Annotated in this window: 13 protein-coding genes and 1 tRNA gene; 3 read left to right on the top strand and 11 right to left on the bottom strand. The window is 61.4% G+C overall.

What is annotated here, in order from left to right; genetic code table 11:
* Positions 1 to 54 precede the first annotated feature (54 nt).
* From J3P77_RS12525 to J3P77_RS12515, 3 genes are all read right to left on the bottom strand, one after another.
* Positions 55 to 1,191, bottom strand: a complete 1,137-nt coding sequence (locus tag J3P77_RS12525; protein ID WP_434676949.1) for a M14 family metallopeptidase — start codon at positions 1,189 to 1,191, stop codon at positions 55 to 57.
* 93 nt (positions 1,192 to 1,284) lie between these two features.
* On the bottom strand, positions 1,285 to 1,848 hold the full coding sequence (locus J3P77_RS12520) for a sigma factor-like helix-turn-helix DNA-binding protein (RefSeq protein ID WP_434681996.1): 564 nt from the start codon (positions 1,846 to 1,848) through the stop codon (positions 1,285 to 1,287).
* Positions 1,849 to 2,331: 483 nt separating this feature from the next.
* Positions 2,332 to 2,799 carry an Lrp/AsnC family transcriptional regulator gene (locus J3P77_RS12515; RefSeq protein ID WP_434676948.1) on the bottom strand — a complete coding sequence of 156 codons (468 nt, stop codon included), beginning with the start codon at positions 2,797 to 2,799 and terminating at the stop codon, positions 2,332 to 2,334.
* Positions 2,800 to 2,967: 168 nt separating this feature from the next.
* Here J3P77_RS12515 and J3P77_RS12510 point away from each other — a divergent pair, with 168 nt between their 5' ends.
* Both J3P77_RS12510 and J3P77_RS12505 read left to right on the top strand, forming a co-directional pair.
* Positions 2,968 to 6,453, top strand: coding sequence for an indolepyruvate ferredoxin oxidoreductase family protein (locus tag J3P77_RS12510; RefSeq protein WP_434676947.1), 3,486 nt, complete (start codon positions 2,968 to 2,970; stop codon positions 6,451 to 6,453).
* A gap of 120 nt (positions 6,454 to 6,573) precedes the next feature.
* A tRNA-Val gene (locus J3P77_RS12505) sits at positions 6,574 to 6,650 on the top strand.
* Between the two features lie 98 nt (positions 6,651 to 6,748).
* Here the strand turns inward: J3P77_RS12505 and J3P77_RS12500 are convergent.
* Positions 6,749 to 7,111: an NUDIX hydrolase gene (locus J3P77_RS12500; RefSeq protein ID WP_434676946.1), complete on the bottom strand. Its 363-nt coding sequence runs from the start codon at positions 7,109 to 7,111 to the stop codon at positions 6,749 to 6,751.
* A gap of 186 nt (positions 7,112 to 7,297) precedes the next feature.
* Positions 7,298 to 7,675, bottom strand: a complete 378-nt coding sequence (locus tag J3P77_RS12495) for a hypothetical protein (protein ID WP_434676945.1) — start codon at positions 7,673 to 7,675, stop codon at positions 7,298 to 7,300.
* A gap of 353 nt (positions 7,676 to 8,028) precedes the next feature.
* On the opposite strand from J3P77_RS12495, the gene J3P77_RS12490 reads away from it, so the two are divergent.
* On the top strand, positions 8,029 to 10,908 hold the full coding sequence (locus J3P77_RS12490) for a sensor domain-containing phosphodiesterase (protein WP_434676944.1): 2,880 nt from the start codon (positions 8,029 to 8,031) through the stop codon (positions 10,906 to 10,908).
* Between the two features lie 168 nt (positions 10,909 to 11,076).
* On the opposite strand, the gene J3P77_RS12485 is transcribed toward J3P77_RS12490, so the two are convergent.
* The 6 genes from J3P77_RS12485 to J3P77_RS12460 form a co-directional block, all read right to left on the bottom strand.
* A complete protein-coding gene (locus J3P77_RS12485; protein ID WP_434676943.1) occupies positions 11,077 to 12,015 on the bottom strand; it encodes a carbohydrate kinase family protein in 939 nt (312 codons plus the stop codon).
* Between the two features lie 23 nt (positions 12,016 to 12,038).
* Positions 12,039 to 13,544, bottom strand: coding sequence for a xylulokinase (gene xylB, locus J3P77_RS12480; RefSeq protein ID WP_434676942.1), 1,506 nt, complete (start codon positions 13,542 to 13,544; stop codon positions 12,039 to 12,041).
* A 7-nt stretch (positions 13,545 to 13,551) separates the two neighbouring features.
* Positions 13,552 to 15,033, bottom strand: coding sequence for a mannitol dehydrogenase family protein (locus J3P77_RS12475; protein ID WP_434676941.1), 1,482 nt, complete (start codon positions 15,031 to 15,033; stop codon positions 13,552 to 13,554).
* Between the two features lie 36 nt (positions 15,034 to 15,069).
* Positions 15,070 to 16,173: an ABC transporter ATP-binding protein gene (locus tag J3P77_RS12470; protein ID WP_434676940.1), complete on the bottom strand. Its 1,104-nt coding sequence runs from the start codon at positions 16,171 to 16,173 to the stop codon at positions 15,070 to 15,072.
* Positions 16,174 to 16,367: 194 nt separating this feature from the next.
* On the bottom strand, positions 16,368 to 17,201 hold the full coding sequence (locus J3P77_RS12465; RefSeq protein WP_434676939.1) for a carbohydrate ABC transporter permease: 834 nt from the start codon (positions 17,199 to 17,201) through the stop codon (positions 16,368 to 16,370).
* 10 nt (positions 17,202 to 17,211) lie between these two features.
* Complete coding sequence (locus tag J3P77_RS12460) at positions 17,212 to 18,144, bottom strand: carbohydrate ABC transporter permease (protein ID WP_434676938.1); 933 nt, start codon at positions 18,142 to 18,144, stop codon at positions 17,212 to 17,214.
* Positions 18,145 to 18,151 lie beyond the last annotated feature (7 nt).

The raw sequence follows: 18,151 nt of genomic DNA, 5'->3' as shown, positions 1-18,151 counted from the left end.
TGGGCATTTGTTCTCGCCAGCGCGGATCAGTGTCGTCAGATCTGTGCCGCCGGATCAGCGCAGCATCGGCACCATTTCGCTCAGCACTGTCAGCACATCCCTGCCCAATTGGGCTGAGCGCTTGCCGTTCCAGCCGGTCAGGGCGTCCGGCGCGTTGTCGTTGTCCTTGAATGGCATCTCAAGGGTCAGCGACAGACACTTGTAGCGTTCGCCGACGCTGTTGCAGGCCAGATTCATGTTGGCCTGGCCCGGAGCGCTGCGCGGATAGCCGTGGATGCTCTGGAAGTCGACGGTGATCTCGCCCAGGCGCTGGCGGAAATGGGCTTCGAGCTGCGCCTGTTGCGGGGTGTATCCCGGATTGCCTTCACAGGCGGCGGTGAACACGTAAGGGATTTCCTCGTCGCCATGGGCATCAAGAAACATGTCGACGCCATAGGTCTCCATCTGCTGGCGGACGAAGAAGACTTCCGGGCTCAGCGCTTCGGTGCTGTCCTGCCATGCGCGATTGAGATCCTTGCCCTTGGCGTTGGTGCGCAGGTTGCCATGGAATGCGCCATCCGGATTCATGTTGGGCACCAGATACAGGTCCGCGCCGTCGAGCAAGGCCGCGACGACCGGGTCGGCGTCCTGCGCCAGACGATCGATCACGCCTTCCATGAACCACTCGGCCATATGTTCGCCGGGGTGCTGCTGAGCGATCATCCAGATCTTGCGTTTGCCGGCCGCACCGTCGCCCTTGCGCAGCAGCGGCAGATCGCGTCCCTCGACGCTTTTGCCGGTGGCGAGCAGTTGCATGCCGGCCTCCTCGATTGCCCGCGCCACCAGTCGCTCGTGCCGCGCGCGGCTGTAGGGTTCGAAATAGGCGAACCAGATTTGCGGTTGATCAGGCACAAGGCTGAAGTTGAGCGCCGTGCCGTCAAAGCTGGAAGGGACTCGAAACCAGGTTTCATGGTCGTAGGAAGCGACGGCGTTGTAGCCGGTCCATGCGCTGCTGAAGGCCGATTCACTGGCATTGCCGAGACTGAAGTGATGCGGTTCGCCTGTTGCCAGTCCTTCCACCTTGAAGTGGAACCACTGGAAGTGAGGGCTTTGCAGGTCGGGACGGATAGCCAAGCTGATGCGGGTCCGGTCGCTGGCGTCGAGGACCTGAATATTGCCGCTGTCGAAGTCGGCGCTGATGGTGAGGGTCACGGTACGTTCCTGTGTGCGTTAAGTGCCGCCTGAAACGGCTACTTTACACCGAACGACCCTCGGGGCGATGTCTTGCACGGCAGCAGGTGCCTGTCAGGTGAACGCCTCGGCAGTCATCATCAGGCCGCAGACGAAAGCCGCCGTCAGGAACCAGACAAGTCCGTTGCGACGTTTGCGGCGGTGCCAGCCAGACGCGCCGAGCATCGCTGCCGGAGCCCGCAGCTGACGCCACAGGCGTTCGCTGACCTGGAACGCCTGTAAATGCGCGGGGTCCGCATCCAGCCAGTGGCGGAACTCGATACGCTGGCTCGCGGTGGCCGCCGGACTTTGCAGATGCACATACCACGCATGGGCCTGCGCCTGCACCGGGTTCTGTTCCCGCGATTCGTGGCCCGCGGCGTGTCGCATGACGCGCTCCATGGCGCGTTCGACTTTCTGCGGATCGATTTCCAGAAAGGTGGCGATCTGAGAATAAGAACAGTCGTCGAGGCGGCTGAGCAGGAATACCTGGCGCGTGCGTCGCGAAAGCTTTTCCAGCCTGCGACGCAGCTCGATAACCTGCGGGTCGCTGGCGATTGAATCGGTCAGAGGGTGTGTGGCATCCACCCCGGATGTGAAGGAGGGCAGATGCATCAAAGGTGTGAGTGGCCTGCTCATGATGTTCGCTCGCTGGTCTTCCATAGATATTTTCCTTCAAGCCGATAGTTTGCATCCATGCTCGTCACAGAGTAGTCAATATGAGAATCATTCTCAAGCGAAAACAGACAGCTATTGCGGATTAATACGCGATGGCGCTGACAGCCGGGAGGGACATTGCGAAACGTTTTGCTATGATCGCCGCCGTCAGCGTTAGTCGTGTTCGCAAATGTGTGGATTACCCGAAAATGGGGTCGGCCATAACGAACACAAAAAAAACCCGGCCATAGAGCCGGGTCAAAAACCGTGATTAGCCTGATGAGGAGATAATCCGGGAGTCGACCTAAGACTCCTGGTTTATCCAGCTGATCTCGCGACCAGCTGCTGCAATAGTAATCATTATCATTTGCAAGTCAAACGTTTTTCTCGCCTCCATAGAAAGAAACAATCCAGCGCTGCGGGCACCGGATCGCTTCATTTCGTGTCGTTTTCAACGCAAGTCTTTCAATCCAAAGGCAATTCTGTCGTGCGTTTGACCGTGCTCATGGCGATTTTCGAATGGGCTTCATGGACGTGCGGAAGCTGTAATAGGTGGTCGCGAAGAAAGCGTTCATAGCTGGCGATATCCTGTGCCACGACCTTGAGCATGAAATCCATGCCGCCCGCCATCGTGTAGCACTCCAGCACCTCGGGATGGCCAATGATCGCCTTCTCGAATTCCGCCAGGTACATCCTGCCGTGACCCGAAAGCTTGACGTCGACGAATACGGTCATGCCCAGTCCGAGTTTCTGGGCGTTGAGCAGCGCCACCGTGCGCTCGATCACGCCTTCTTCCTGCAATCGATGGATACGCCTCCAGCACGGAGACTGCGATAACTCGACACGCTCGGCGATCTGGGCGGCCGACAGGTCGGCGTCGTGCTGAAGCAGGCGCAGAATCCTGCGGTCGATGGGGCTCAGCTTTGGCTGCATGAATTGTCCCTGTTTTTTATTTTTATCGAAAAAAGCATGTTCAATATCAGCAGATAATCCCGAATTTAGAAAGAAAAAGCCTCTTTTGTACAGGCAGTCTAATGTCAAGACTGCCGGCTGACCGTACCGGCGAAGGTCATCCCTAATAAAAACAACAGAGGTATCCGTATGTCTTTGGCTGATATTCGTCTGGACGACAAGTACCGGCTCGCCACCGGCAGCCTGTACCTGACCGGCACCCAGGCGCTGACGCGCCTGCCGATGCTGCAGAAGCAACGCGACGAAGCGCGCGGCTACAACACTGCGGGTTTCATTTCCGGTTACCGGGGCTCGCCGCTGGGTAATCTGGACAAGAGCCTGTGGGACGCCAAGCAGTACCTGCAAGAGAACGCCATCCATTTCCAGCCGGGTGTCAACGAGGAGCTCGCGGCCACCGCGGTATGGGGCAGCCAGCAAGTAAATCTGTTTCCCCACGGTAAGTACGATGGCGTATTCGCCCTGTGGTACGGCAAGGGTCCGGGGGTGGACCGTTGCGGTGACGTGTTCAAACACGGCAACTCGGCTGGCGTGGCCGAGAAGGGCGGCGTACTGATCCTGGCCGGCGACGACCACGGCTGCAAATCCTCGACCATCGCCCACCAGAGCGAGCATGCGTTCATCGCCTCGATGATTCCGGTGCTCAACCCTTGCAACGTTCAGGAAATTCTCGACTACGGCATCATCGGCTGGGAGCTTTCGCGCTATAGCGGTTGCTGGGTCGCCATGAAAACCATTGCCGAGAACGTCGACTCCTCGGCTGTGGTCGAGGTCGATCCGCTGCGCATCCAGACGCAGATTCCCGAAGACTTTCAGTTACCGGAAGGCGGCCTGCACATCCGCTGGCCGGACCCGCCGCTGGCGCAGGAAGCACGCCTCAATACCTACAAGATCTACGCCGCACGGGCGTTCGCGCGGGTCAATCAGCTTAATAAGGTGGTCATAGACACGCCGCAGCCGCGACTTGGCATCATCACCACCGGCAAATCCTATCTGGATGTCCGCCAAGCGCTCGAAGAGCTCGGCATTGATGAAGAATTGTGCGCTCAGGTCGGCATTCGCGTGCTCAAGGTCGGCATGAGCTGGCCGCTGGAGCCGGTTTCGGTCCATGACTTTGCCAAGGGGCTGGACGAAATCCTGGTGGTAGAGGAGAAGCGCAGCGTCATCGAGGACCAGCTGACGGGCCAGCTTTATAACTGGCCCGTGGATCGGCGCCCGGTGGTGGTCGGTGAATTCGACGAACAAGGCCAGTCGTTGCTGCCCAACCTGGGCGAGCTGACACCAGCGATGATCGCCCGCGTGATCGCCAGAAGGCTCGCACCGTTTTACAGCAGCCCACAGATCGAAGCGCGTCTGCGCTTTCTCAGCGACAAGGAGAAAGCCTTGCAGGCGCCGTTGTTCAACACCCAACGTACGCCGCACTTCTGTTCGGGCTGCCCGCACAATACCTCCACGCGCGTGCCGGAAGGCAGCCGCGCCCTGGCCGGTATCGGTTGCCACTACATGACGATCTGGATGGACCGTCAGACCGACACCTTCACGCAGATGGGCGGCGAGGGCGTGACCTGGATCGGTCAGGCACCGTTCACCGAAACGCCGCACGTGTTCCAGAATCTGGGCGACGGCACTTACTTCCACTCCGGTCATCTGGCGGTGCGTGCGGCAGTCGCGTCCGGAGTCAATATCACCTACAAGATTCTCTACAACGATGCCGTCGCCATGACCGGCGGCCAGCCCATCGACGGTGTTCTGCGCGTCGATCAGCTCAGCCGCCAGGTGTTCAACGAGGGCGTGCAGCGCATCGCTCTGGTGTCCGATGATCCGGACAAGCACACCAATCGCGAGGGGTTCGCACCGATCACCACTTTCCATCATCGCCGCGCCCTCGATGCCGTGCAGCGCGAGCTTCGCGAATTCAAGGGCGTGTCGGTGATCATTTATGAGCAGACGTGCGCTACCGAAAAACGCCGCCGTCGCAAACGCGGCACGATGCCCGATCTGGAAAAGCGCGTGCTGATCAATCCGGCGGTCTGCGAAGGATGCGGTGACTGCGGGGTCAAGTCAGGCTGCCTGTCGGTGCTGCCTAAGGAGACGGCCCAGGGTCGCAAGCGCGAGATCGATCAGAGCGCCTGCAACAAGGATTTCAGCTGCGTCGAAGGCTTCTGCCCGAGCTTCGTCACGGTACACGGCGGCAAGCTGCGCAAGCCCAGGCTTCCTGATCAGATCCAGGCTTTCGCGCAGCTCCCTGAACCGGTGCTGCCATCGCTCGACAGGCCGTACAACATCCTGCTGCCGGGTGTCGGCGGCACGGGCGTCACCACCGTCGGCGCCCTGTTGGGCTTTGCCGCGAACCTCGAAGGCAAGGGCTGCAGCGTGCTCGACCAGGCAGGCCTGGCGCAGAAATTCGGGCCGGTGGTGAGCCACATCCGCATCGCGGCGCGACAGCAGGACCTGTTTGCCGTGCGCATTGCGGCGGGTGAAGCGCATTTGCTGCTGGGCTGCGACTTGCTGGTCGCGTCCGGTCCGGACGCGGTTGCCAAGCTCGACAGCGCGATTTCCCACGCCGTCGTCAACAGCCAGCAGACGCCCACTGCGGAGTTTACCCGCAACCCGGATGCGGTGTTTCCCGCCGATGCGATGAAGCAGACCATCATCGATGCCATTGGCGCCGACAAGACCCATTTCATTGAAGCCACCGGTCTGGCGACCCGGCTGATGGGCGACAGCATCGCCAGTAACCTGTTCATGCTCGGTTATGCCTACCAGCTGGGGCTGATTCCACTGACTTCGGCGGCCATCGAAAAAGCCATCGAGCTCAACGGCGTCGCGGTCAGTCTCAATCAGCAGGCGTTTCTCTGGGGCCGCCGTGCCGCTCATGATCTGCCCGCCGTGCAAGCGGTGGCCAAACCGTCGGTGCAGACGGGCGAAGCGCCGGCACGGATGGATCTGGAGGAGCGCTTGCGCACCAATGTCGCGGCTTTGCAGCAATACCAGAACAAAGCCTATGGCGAGCGCTACGCGCAACTCGTGCAGCGGGTGCGAGACGCCGAGTCGCGGCTGTTCCCGGGGCAGCCGCTGGCGCTGACGGAGGCCGTGGCCTTCAACTACTTCAAGCTGCTGGCCTACAAGGACGAGTACGAGGTGGCGCGCCTCTACACCAACGGAGACTTCGCGCGTCAGGTGCAGGAGCAGTTCGAAGGCGATTACCGTCTGGAATTCCACCTGGCACCTTCGTGGCTCGCCCAGCGTGATCCGCACACCGGCAAGCCTCGCAAACGTGCCTTCGGGCCCTGGATGTTAAGAGCGTTCAGCGTGGTGGAAAAATTCAAGTTCCTGCGTGGCACTGCGCTCGATCCGTTCGGGCGCAGCGTTGAACGCAAGCAGGAGCGTGAACTGATCGAAAGGTACGTCAGCGATGTCGAGCTGATCCTTCAGCGCCTGGACGTCCGCAACCGGCACACCGCCTTGAGCCTTGCGCGCTTGCCCGAACGCATTCGTGGTTACGGCTATATCAAGGAGCAAGCCATGAACGCGGCAGCCCTGCAGGCGCAAGTGTTGCGTCAAAGCCTGGAGAAAGGCGAGGCGGCGGCACCGAAGCTGTATGAGGTAGCGGCGTGAGGCAGCGTGGGTCGGCAAAGCCGGTTGCTCTGACCAGCGAAAAAATACAGGTATTCAGTCAGTTACTGGAAAAAAGCCGTTGACACACATTCGAATATCCGTAGAATGCCGACCCACAGCAGGCACGTAGCTCAGTTGGTTAGAGCACCACCTTGACATGGTGGGGGTCGTTGGTTCGAGTCCAATCGCGCCTACCAAACAAATCCGCTCTGCTGGGCGGTAAAGAAAAGGGCGATCCGAAAGGGTCGCCCTTTTTCGTTTCAGGATTTCCGCGTTCAGTTTCAGCGCACTCGCTTCATCCGATGACAGCGAATGACTTGACGATGTTCTTGACCGCCGTGCTGGCCTTCAAATCACTGATGCTGTTGAAATCCAGCCATTTGCATTTGGCGATCTCGTTCTGCGGAAACGGCTCGCTGTTGGCGGGTACCGACGCCATGAATACATGATGAGTAACCTGATTGCGCTCGTACTCGGCTCGCCAGCACAATTCCAGGTTTTCCAGGCCCGTCTCCTCGCTCAGCTCGCGCATGGCCGCCTGTTCGGGTGTCTCGCCCGCTTCTATACGGCCGCCCGGCAGGTTCCACTTGGATTTTGGCTTGCGTACATAAAGCACCTGACCGTCTCGGGTGCAAATAACCGTCGCGCGTTTTTTCATATTGCTGGCCACCCGTAATGCTCGTTCGCCATTCGTATCTGCATGGCACTCGTTAACTTGAGTGTTCTCGGACACATGGTTTAGTCAGCGGTGAATCGGGAAAGCTCCATGGAATTTTCCGATCACTGCGCAGGGTTGCGCACAGGCCAACGAAAGCGCCCGGCAAGAGCCGGGCGTTCGCGGTATTCAGAAGGTTTTGACAAATTCAGGAGGCGTCGTATGCAAGGCGAGTCTCTGATAGGTCTTGTCGTCGGTTGCGGCCAGTAACTTGCGACCGTCCTTGAGGGTCAGCATGAACGTGATTTCCTTCTGTTCGCTGGCAAACATCATTCCCGCGGCAGCGCCCACCGGTCCCAACATGAGCGCGCCAGCCAGTCCCAGGCTCAACGCATTTTCCATCTTCGTGCTTGAAGCTTCGCTGGCGATTTCCATGTGCTTGATGTCGCTCTGTTTCAAGCTGACGCCAGGCCACGGGTGAAGCGCAGTTACAAGAGTAATGGTGCCAGAACGATACTCCCCATCACCTTGAAGAAAATCACCCGCTAAAACCTTGATCTTAGCCATGAGCGTTTCTCCGTCCTTTCAATGAAGTCCCCATTGCGCGCCCCATAACAGGGCATGTCAATGGCAGAACGCTTACGTGAGCACGCTGTGAGACGAACGGTTTCGCGCAGATTTCAAAGAGGTTACCAACATGATCATGCAACCAGTGCCGAGGTTGCAGGCATGTGCGAAATCGACACGCGCCTCATGCGCGATGTGGTTGCAACATTCGTGTTACAACGTAAACGGAGGCGTCATAGTGGTGGATATGACCGACGGCAGGATATCAATTGCGACGTCGGCGCAGTTCCTGCTTGCCACTACAGTGATGGCACAGGAATATAGCCGCAGTCGTATATGGAGTTGGTGCTTACATGAAGGTTTCGCCCACGATCTCGAACCCGCACTCGTCTTGCGATGAGCACCTTCACACGGCAGCGGACGCCGGCCTTGATATCTGTTCACCCCCGGAGACGGTCGAGGCCTTGCTCGACGTACAGCGAGCACGGCTCAAGGGCCATGCATGGGCTGCCTATGGCGCCGGGCATGTGCGTTGCCTGTTGGGCAGCGGCGAGATGTCCGCGGACTGGCCCGAGCACATCGATGAGCACGCCTTCGACGCGTTCTGCCGTGAACGACGGCTGTGCCGCTGGGTCGCCGGAAGAGGCGAGGACGCCCTGGGCTGGGTCCTCGCGCCGCAGACCCAGGTGCGCAATCCGGCGTTTGCCGACTTCGCGTTGCGGCTTGGCTCGATGCTGCAAAGCATGGCGCTGATCCGTGCGCAGAACACTCAGAAAGTGCTGTACGAAATCAGTTACCTGGCCAGTTCGACCCGCGATCGCAGTACGTTTCTCAAAGGCATTCACGCACAGCTGGCCACACTGATTGACGCCGAGAACTTCTATCTGGCGCTGTACGACAGTCAATCCGACAGAATCACCTATCCATACTATGTCGACCAGGCCGATGCCGAAGCCATGGAGCCGGAAACCTTCGAGTATCTGGACCGTGGGCGCATGTCGATGACTGGCCAGGTGCTGGTCAGCGGCGAGTCGCTGTTCGTCGACGCCGCGGCAATCGAGCGGGCCCAGGCCGAGGAACGCTTCTTCTGCGTCGGGCGTCGTCCCGAGTTCTGGATGGGCGCGCCGCTCAAGAACGCCTCCGACGAAGTGTTCGGCATGCTCGCCATGCAGGTCTACGACGTGTCGCGCATCTATAGCGTCGAGGACCGGGTGTTGTTTTCGGTGGTGTCCGGGCACGTAGCGATGGCGCTGGACCGGCTGCTGCACCGGGCGCATCTTGAGCAGACAGTGCTGCTGCGCACCCAACAACTGTCAGCCGCCAATGATGCGCTGCGCCAGGAGGTCGCGGACCGCGAGCGGGCCGAGCACTTGCAGAGCGCGCTGTTTCAGATCACCGAGCTGTCCAGCCAGCCGGGCGACATGGCTGAGCTGTTTCACAGCCTGCACATGATCGTTGGCGAATTGCTGGTCGCGCTCAACTTCTACATCGCGCTGTATGACAGCAGCACCGGCGAAGTGACCTTCCCGTACTACGTCGACGAGCGCACGGCGATTACACCCAGGCCGCGGCGCGGTCAGCGCGGCTTTACCGAATACGTCATTCGCCAGCGCCGGCCGTGCCTGATCGACCGGGACTACGCGTTCGAGCTGGAGCGTCTGGGCGAGATCGAGGTGCAGCAGGACTACGCTCGCTCCTCATCCTGGCTGGGCATCCCGCTGTTTGAGGAAGACAAGGTGCGTGGCGTGCTGGTGGTGCAAAGCTATTCGCAGAACGTGCGCTATACCTTGCGCGATCAGGAACTGCTGACGTTCGTGTCTCGCCACATCGACACCGCGTTGTCACGGCGCAGCGCCGCGCAGGCGATCCATACCGCCAACCTGCAACTCGAAGCGCGCGTGCAGGACCGCACCCGCGAACTGGACCATGCCAACGCCCAGTTGCAGCACGAAAACTTCCACGACTCACTGACCGAGCTGCCCAACCGCACCCATCTGCAGCAGCGTCTGGCGAGCGAATGGTTGAAGTTCTGCGCGCAGGGCAGCCAGCTGGTGGTCATGTTCATCGACCTGGATCGCTTCAAGATCGTCAATGACAGCCTGGGTCACCACTGTGGCGACATCCTGCTGGTCCAGGCCGCCGACCGGCTGCGCGGATGCATGCGCGAGTGCGACCTGCTGGCGCGGCTTGGCGGTGACGAGTTCGCGGTGCTGGCGGTCGGGGCGTCGCAAGAGGCCGGCGTCGATATCGCCGAGCGTATCCTGGCTGCGTTCGATCTGCCGTTCCTGATCGACGGGCATTCGATCTTTTCGTCGTGCAGCATCGGCATCGTCGGCGCGGAAGAGCAGTTCCATTGCGAACCGGCCGACCTGCTGCGCGACGCCGACGCGGCGATGTACCGGGTCAAGAATGGCGGGCGCGACAGCTATGCCGTATTCAACCAGGAGTTGCGACGGGAGGTCTCGGATCTGGTTGAGCAGGAAGCCGCGCTGCGCAACGCACTCAAGCGCACCGACGAGCTGGTGCCGTATTTCCAGCCGATCGTGTGCGTCAAGACGGGCAAGCTGCTCGCGCTTGAGGCGTTGATTCGCTGGCATCAGCCGGACGGCCGGGTGGTGGCGCCGGGCAGTTTCCTGCCAGCGCTGGAAGGCCTGCGCCTGATCGGTCGACTGGACGTCTACATGCTGGCGCGGGTCATTTCGATTCTGGCCGAGCCTGCCAATGCGCATTGGCCGCCGGTACACGTCAATTGCTCCAGCTACAGCATCACACGGCCCGACTTTGCCTCCGAAGTGCTGGCGATGCTCGCCGAGCATTGCGTGTCGCCTTCCCGGTTATGCCTGGAACTGACCGAGGGCGCGCTGGTGGCGGATGCCGAACAGGCCCGACAGTCGATGCGCAAGCTGGCGGACCACGGCATGTCGGTGGTGCTCGATGACTTCGGCTCGGGCTTTTCCTCGCTCAGCTACGTGCACCAGTACCATTTCAGCGGCCTCAAGATCGACAAGTCGTTCATCCTCGAACTGAGCACCAGCGCGCGCAGCCGGGCCATCGTCCGGGCTATTGTGCGCATGGCCGAGTCACTGGATCTGACGGTAGTCGCCGAAGGCGTCGAAGACCTGGCCACGCTGGAGCTGCTGCGTCAGATCGGCACCATGCAGGCCCAGGGTTACTACTTCGCCAGACCACAGCCTCAGGAACGCCTGGACTTCAGCGGTTTCAGCAAAGCCTGACCCGCTTCTGGTCTACCTTCTTTTCGCGGAACCTGTAGGAGCCAGCGGGCGGCGATCCGTCTTGCTGGCGAGGCGCGGGTACAGTCGAAACCGATGTGTCGTCTGCACCTGCGCCGTCGCGGGCAAGCGCGCTCCTGCGTCTGCAGGCGCAGCTAAACCCGCCATCACTCACCCCAACTCATGCCGATACGGCAGATCCGGCCCGACTCGGGTGCAGGTCACGGCTGCGGCCTGGGCGGCAAAGCGCAGCATCTCATCGAGGGTGTCGCGTGGTATTGCCGCGAGGCCGGCCGGGGTGTCCAGATGCCGTTCGGTGAGGAACGTGAGCAGCGCCGCCTGGAAGGTATCGCCAGCGCCGACAGTATCGGCGGTCTTCACCTCACGGGCCGGGATCGACCAGTTGCCCTGGTGCCGGGAGAAAATGCTCGCGCCTTGCGTGCCTCGGGTGACCACCACCAGCTGACAGTGCTTGCGCAGCCAGCCCTCGGCAATCAGTTGCGGATCAGTGCCGGGGTAGAGCAGGTGCAGGTCTTCGTCGCTGACCTTGATCAGGTGCGCGTGTTCGGCGAAAGCCCTGATCTGGGTCCGCCAGTGGCGGATATCCGGTGCCGGGTTGAGCCGCACGTTGGGGTCCAGGCTGATCAGCCGCCGACTGCTTTCCCTGGCGACCAGTGCCAGCAGGGTGTCGGCAATCGGCTGTACCACCAGCGAAAACGAGCCGACATGGATACCACGCACTTTCTCATCCAGCTCCGGCAGATGCTCGTGACGCAGTTGCCGGTCAGCGCAGCCGTCGCCGCGAAAGCTGTAGCTGGGCGAACCGTCGGCACCGACGGCGACCATGGCCAGGGTAGTGGGCGCATCGAAGTCGGTCAGGTAATCCGGCCTGACCGATTCCTGCTCCAGCACCGCGCGCAAGCGGCGGCCCAGGTAGTCGGTGGACAGTCCGGCGAAGAACGCTGCATCGACGCCGAGCCGGCGCAGGCCGATGGCGACATTGAAGGGTGAGCCCCCGGCGATGGCGTCCAGGCCCAGCTTGTTGGGGGAACCACCGGTGTCGGAACGGGTGAAAATATCGAACAGCGCTTCGCCGCAAACAAGAAACATACAAGCTCCATGGATAATTAGGCCTAGAGAGGCTGAAGGGTCTGTACCTGAGCGCGATACCGATCATAAACATCCTGGTAGGCCAGAACGTTCTCGGCGATGGGGCGGGTTTCGCTGTCGAGGTCCAGTTCGACGCAGCGTTCGCACAACGCGGCCAGATCGTACGCCTGGTCGCGGCCCGCCGACCAGCACCACGCGGCCTGAATGGCGGCACCCAGCGCAGCCGCCTCGGCATAACGCGGACAGACCACCGGGGTGTCCATGATGTCAGCCACGATCTGACGCCAGATGGCGCTCTTCGATCCGCCGCCGATGAGGCGGATGGTCTGGCTTTCAATGCCGCTGGCGCGCAGCAGGTCCAGCCCGTAGCGCAGTCCGAAGGTGGTGCCCTCGACAGCGGCGCGGCACAGATTGGCGGGGGTCAGGTTGGTACTGTCCAGACCCAGAATGCTGCCGGTGGCCTGCGGCAGCGCCGGGACACGCTCGCCGTTGAGGAACGGCAGCATCAGCACGCCCTGAGCGCCGACCGGTGCTTCGTGCAATGCCTGATTGAACGCCGCGATATCCAGCCCCAACAGCTCGCGCACCGCACCGGTGGCGTTGGTCAGGTTCATGGTGCAGATCAGCGGCAACCAGCCGCCGGATGACGAGCAGAACGTCGCCACCGCCCCGTGCTCGCTGACCTGCGGCTGGTCCGCGTAAGCGTACACCGTGCCGGACGAGCCGAGGCTCATGGTGATCAGGCCTGACTGGATGTTGCCGGTGCCGATGGCGCCCACCATGTTGTCGCCGCCACCGCTGGACACCAGCGCATCCGGATTGAGCCCCAGCAGATCGGCGATCTGCGGACGAATCCTGCCAACCGGCTGACGGGATTCGATCAGCTCCGGCAATGCACGGCTCAGTCGGCCTTCAGGGTCGATATGCTCCAGCAGCGGCAAGTCCCACTCACGGCTGCGCACCTTGTAATAGCCGGTTCCGGACGCATCGCCGGGTTCCGTGCAGCTGCGCCCGGTGAGCCAATAGTTAAGGTAGTCGTGGGGCAGCAGGATTTTGTCGATACGCGCGAACAGCTGCGGATGCTGCTCAAGGGTCCACAGCAGTTTCGAGACGGTGTAGCCGGGCGCAATCACCACGCCCAGACGCTCCAGCGATCCGCGTTCGCCGCCCAGATAATCCAGCAGGCGCTGGTTTTCCGGGGTGGTTTCGGTGTCGCACCACAACTTGGCCGGGCGCAGTACCTGACCTTGCGCGTCGAGCAGCACCAGGCCGTGCTGCTGGCCGGAAACACCGATGCCCTGAATGCGCTGGCCGGACACGCCAGCCGAGTTCAACGCTGTACGGGTAGCCGATTCGAGCGCCGACAGCCAGTCGTCGACCTCCTGCTCGCGCCGCCCCTGGTGGTCGCTGATCAACCGGTGCGGCGCCGAGCCTTCGCCCAGCACCTGTCCACTGTCGGCGTTCAGGACGATGGCCTTGGTGCCCTGGGTGCCGCAGTCGATTCCAAGAAAAAGGTTCGCAGAGTTCATGTGGGCCTCAGAGGGTTCTAGCCAGCAGCTTTTCCAGGGTACCGCTCACGCCCAGTTCACGAAGGTTGTTGAGGTTCTGTTCGAAAGCGGCAACGAACTCGGCGGAATGCGGAATCGCCAGGCCGAAGATTTCCTCCACTTCCAGCAAGCGCTGGGTGATCAGCACGTCATCAGCCACCAGCGCCTGGCAGAACTCGGCACGAGGGTCCGGGATGCGATAGGTCATGCCCGTTTCGTCGAGGCCCTTGAGGTACAGCGCCCAGGCCGCGACGACCAGTGAAGCGCGTTCCAGACTGGCATCGTCGAGGATCAGGCGGTTGATGGTCGGCACGGTAAATTTAGGGAATTTCGACGAGCCGTCCGAGCAGACCCGTTCTAGCTGGTCGGCAATGGCCTGATTGGAGAAGCGCTCGATCAGTGTGTCCTTGTAGCCTTCCAGATCGATGCCGGGGACCGAGGCCAGTTGCGGCGTGACATCCAGATCCATGTAGGCGCGGATGTAACGGCGGAACAGCGGGTCGTTCATGGTTTCGTGAACGTAGCGGTAGCCTTTGAGAAAGCCCAGATAGGTCAGCGCCAGATGGCTGCCGTTGAGCAGCTTGATCTTCATTTCTTCGTAGGGCGTGACGTCGTTGGTGAACTGCACGCCGACCTTTTCCCAGGCCGGGCGGCCATTGACGAATTTGTCTTCGACGACCCATTGCACGAACGGCTCGCAGACCACCGGCCAGGCGTCATCGATGTGCTTGTCGTCGGCCAGTTGCAGGCGGTGGCCGACACTGGTCATGGGCGTGATCCTGTCGACCATCGCGTTGGGGAAGCTCACATTGCGCGCGATCCAGTCGTGCAGTTCGGCATCGCGCAACGCGGCGAAGGCCAGCAGCGCCTTGCGTGTCACCGCTCCGTTGTGCGGCAGGTTATCGCACGACATCAGCGTAAACGCCGGAATCCCTGCAGCGCGGCGCCGGGCCAGGGCGGCGCACAGATAGCCGAACACCGTGGTCGGTTCGTCGGGGTGATCCAGGTCATGGCGTATCTGCGGCAGATGGGCCATGAACTGACCGTTGCTGTCGTCGATGCAGTAGCCGCCTTCAGTGATGGTCAGCGAAACGATGCGAATCTGCGGACTGGCCAGCTTCTCGATCAGCGCCTGAGCGCCGTCTTCGGCCAGCAGCATGCCGGTGATCGAGCCGATGACCCGCGTTTCGGTATCGGGCGTGTCGCCCAGTTCGTAAAGCGTGTAGAGGTAATCCTGACCGGCCAGCGCATCCCGCACGCCGCGATCCTCGGGGCGCAGGCCGATGCCGCAAATGGCCCAGTCGAGGCCCTCGCCGGTGTTCATCAGCGCATCGGTGTAAAACGCCTGATGCGCCCGGTGGAAGCCGCCGACGCCGATATGGGCGATGCCTTGGCCGAGGCGGGCGGTCGAGTAACCGGGCAGGGCGATATCCGGGCCAAGTTGCGAAAGATTCGGTGTGTTGAGTTTCATGTACGGCTCTCCGGTTTCAGGTGCCAGCGTCTGGGCTCAGGCCGCGAGCCGCAGGGCTTTGGTGATGACCAGGCCCTTGGCGTCGAACAGGTGGCACTGGGTGCTATCCAGATGCAGGCTCAGGGTTTCGCCATACTGGCTGGCCAGGTCTCCGCGGATGCGCATCGTCAGTGCTTCGCCCGAATGGGTGCGCACGTGGCAGTAGGTATCGCTGCCCAGACGCTCGCTGACGTCCGCCACCACCTGCAGCTGACATTGTCCGGGCTGGGCGAGGTTGAGATGTTCGGGGCGAATGCCCAGCGTGACCGGATCGCCGACGCTGAGCGCCGCGTTGCCGGCCGGCAGGCTGATGCGCGTGCCGGCGTCGAGTTCGACTTCGCAACCATGGCCGTCGACGCGGCTGATCCGGCCTTTGAGAAAACCCATTTTTGGCGTGCCGAGAAAGCCCGCGACGAACAGGTTGGCCGGGTGGTGATACAGCTCCAGCGGCGAGCCGACCTGCTCGACCTTGCCGCCGTTGAGCACCACCACCTTGTCGGCCAGCGTCATGGCTTCGACCTGATCGTGGGTGACGTAGATCATGGTCGCCTGCAGCTCCTTGTGCAGGCGCGACAGCTCCAGACGGGTCTGCACCCGCAGCGCGGCGTCGAGGTTGGACAGCGGTTCATCGAACAGAAAGATCTTGGGGTTGCGCACGATGGCGCGACCGATCGCCACCCGCTGGCGCTGGCCACCGGACAGCTGCTTCGGTTTGCGTTCCAGCAACGGACCCAGCTCCAGAATGCGTGCCGCCTCGTCGACCTTGCGCTTGATCTCGGCCTTGTCGCCGCCCGCCAGGTCCAGCGCGAAAGACAGGTTCTTGCCCACGGTCATGTGCGGGTACAGGGCGTAGGTCTGGAACACCATGGCCAGGTCGCGCTTGGCCGGGGTGACCTGAGTGATGTCGCGGCCATCGAGCTCGATGGTGCCGGAGGTCACTTCTTCCAGCCCGGCGATAAGCCGCAGCAAGGTCGACTTGCCACAGCCCGACGGACCGACGAACACCACGAATTCACGGTCTTTGACCTCAAGGTCGATGCCCTTGATGATCTGATGGCCGTCGAAGCCTTTCTGCAGATTTCTGATTGTCAGGTTAGCCATAGTGGGCTCCGGTTTTTGTTATTGGATATCTGGGCCTGCTCGCACGCCACACTATCGGTTGCGTCTGAGCCTTTGCTATCGCCAGCAAGCTGGCTCCCACAGGGTTTGCAGATCATCTGTGGGAGCCAGCTTGCTGGCGATAGCGGACGCATGGGCGCAGATGGCAGCCACGGTTTTCGCAGACCGAGTGTTTTTCATTTCACCGCCCCGAACGACAGGCCGCGCACCAATTGTTTCTGGCTGATCCAGCCAAAGATCAGAATCGGCGCGCAGGCCAGGGTGGAGACCGCCGAAAGCTTGGCCCAGAACAGCCCTTCGGGGCTGGAGTAGGAGGCGATCAGCGCGGTCAGTGGCGCGGCACCGGAGGACGTCAGGTTCAGCGACCAGAACGCTTCGTTCCAGCACAGGATCAGCGACAGCAGCGCGGTCGACGCCAGGCCACCTTTGCAGATCGGCATCAGGACCCGGAAGATTTCCTGCCCGGTGCTGGCGCCGTCCAGGCGCGAGGCTTCAAGGATCTCGCCGGGAATGTCCTTGAAGTAGGTGTAAATCATCCACACCACGATCGGCAGGTTGATCAGCGTGTAGATGATGATCAGCGCCAGGCGCGTATCCAGCAGACCAAAGGTCTTGGCCAGCAGGTAGATCGGCATGAGCACGCCCACCGGCGGCAACATTTTGGTCGACAGCATCCACAGCAGCGTGCTCTTGGTGCGTTTGGTCTCGAAGAACGCCATCGAGTAGGCGGCCGGGATTGCCACCAGCATGCACAGGATCGTTGCGCTGAAGGAAATCACCACCGAATTCCAAGCAAAGTGAAAGTAATCACTGCGCTCCTGAATGTGCAGGTAGTTTTCCAGCGTCGGCGTGAAAAACAGCTGCGGCGGCGTGGCGAAGGCATCGATCTCGGTCTTGAAACTGGTCAGCACCATCCAGAAGATCGGGAAGAAGATCAGTGCCGCCACCAGCCACGACAGGGTGCCCAGCAGCAGGCTCTGAACGCGGCGGGATTGCTTGAGAGTCATCATGGCCGGGTCCTCAGGACTTGTCGGTGAGGTTTTTGCCGATCATCCGGATCAGGATGATCGCCGCGATGTTGGCGATGACCACCGCGATCAGGCCACCCGCCGACGCCATGCCCACGTCGAACTGCAGCAGCGCCTGGATGTAGATCAGGTACGCCAGATTGGTCGAGGCAAAGCCCGGCCCGCCGTTGGTGGTGGTGAAGATTTCCGCGAACACCGACAACAGGAAAATCGTCTCGATCATCACCACCACGGCGATGGGCCGGGCCAGGTGCGGCAGGGTCAGGTGCCAGAAGATCGCGATGGGGCCGGCACCATCCAGGCGTGCGGCTTCTTTCTGTTCCTGATCCAGCGACTGCATGGCGGTCATCAGAATCAGGATGGCGAACGGCAGCCATTGCCAGGACACAATGACAATGATCGACAGCATCGGGTAATGGGCGAACCAGTCGATGGGTTCGGCGCCGAAGAATTTCCACGTTGCTGCCAGCACGCCGGACACCGGATGGAAGATCAGGTTCTTCCAGATCAACGCGCTGACCGTCGGCATGATGAAGAACGGCGAGATCAGCAGCACCCGCACGATGCCTCGGCCAAAAAAGTCGCTGGCTTCCAGCAGCGCGGAAATCAGTACGCCGAGGATCACGCTGATCGCCAGCACGCTGCCGACCAGTAGCAGGGTATTGCCGGCACCGGGCAGAAAACCGGTGTCGGTGACGAAATACTCGAAATTCTCCAGGCCGACGAACTCGTTCTCGCCGGGCGAGAGCAGGTTGTAGCGGATCAGCGAGAAGTAGATGGTCATGCCCAGCGGCACGATCATCCAGACCAGCAACAGGGCAACCGAAGGGCTGACCAGAAACCAGCCGGGTTTGAAGCGACGGCGCACGGCCGCCTGGGGCTCGGCGGATTCGTCCGAGCGAGGGGAAAGCGTTGACGTTTTCATGAGCAGC

This window comes from Pseudomonas sp. R1-18, assembly GCF_051132095.1.
Classification (GTDB): domain Bacteria; phylum Pseudomonadota; class Gammaproteobacteria; order Pseudomonadales; family Pseudomonadaceae; genus Aquipseudomonas.
Note: the sequence above shows the minus strand (reverse complement) of the source record. Positions and strands in the feature narration are given on the sequence as shown.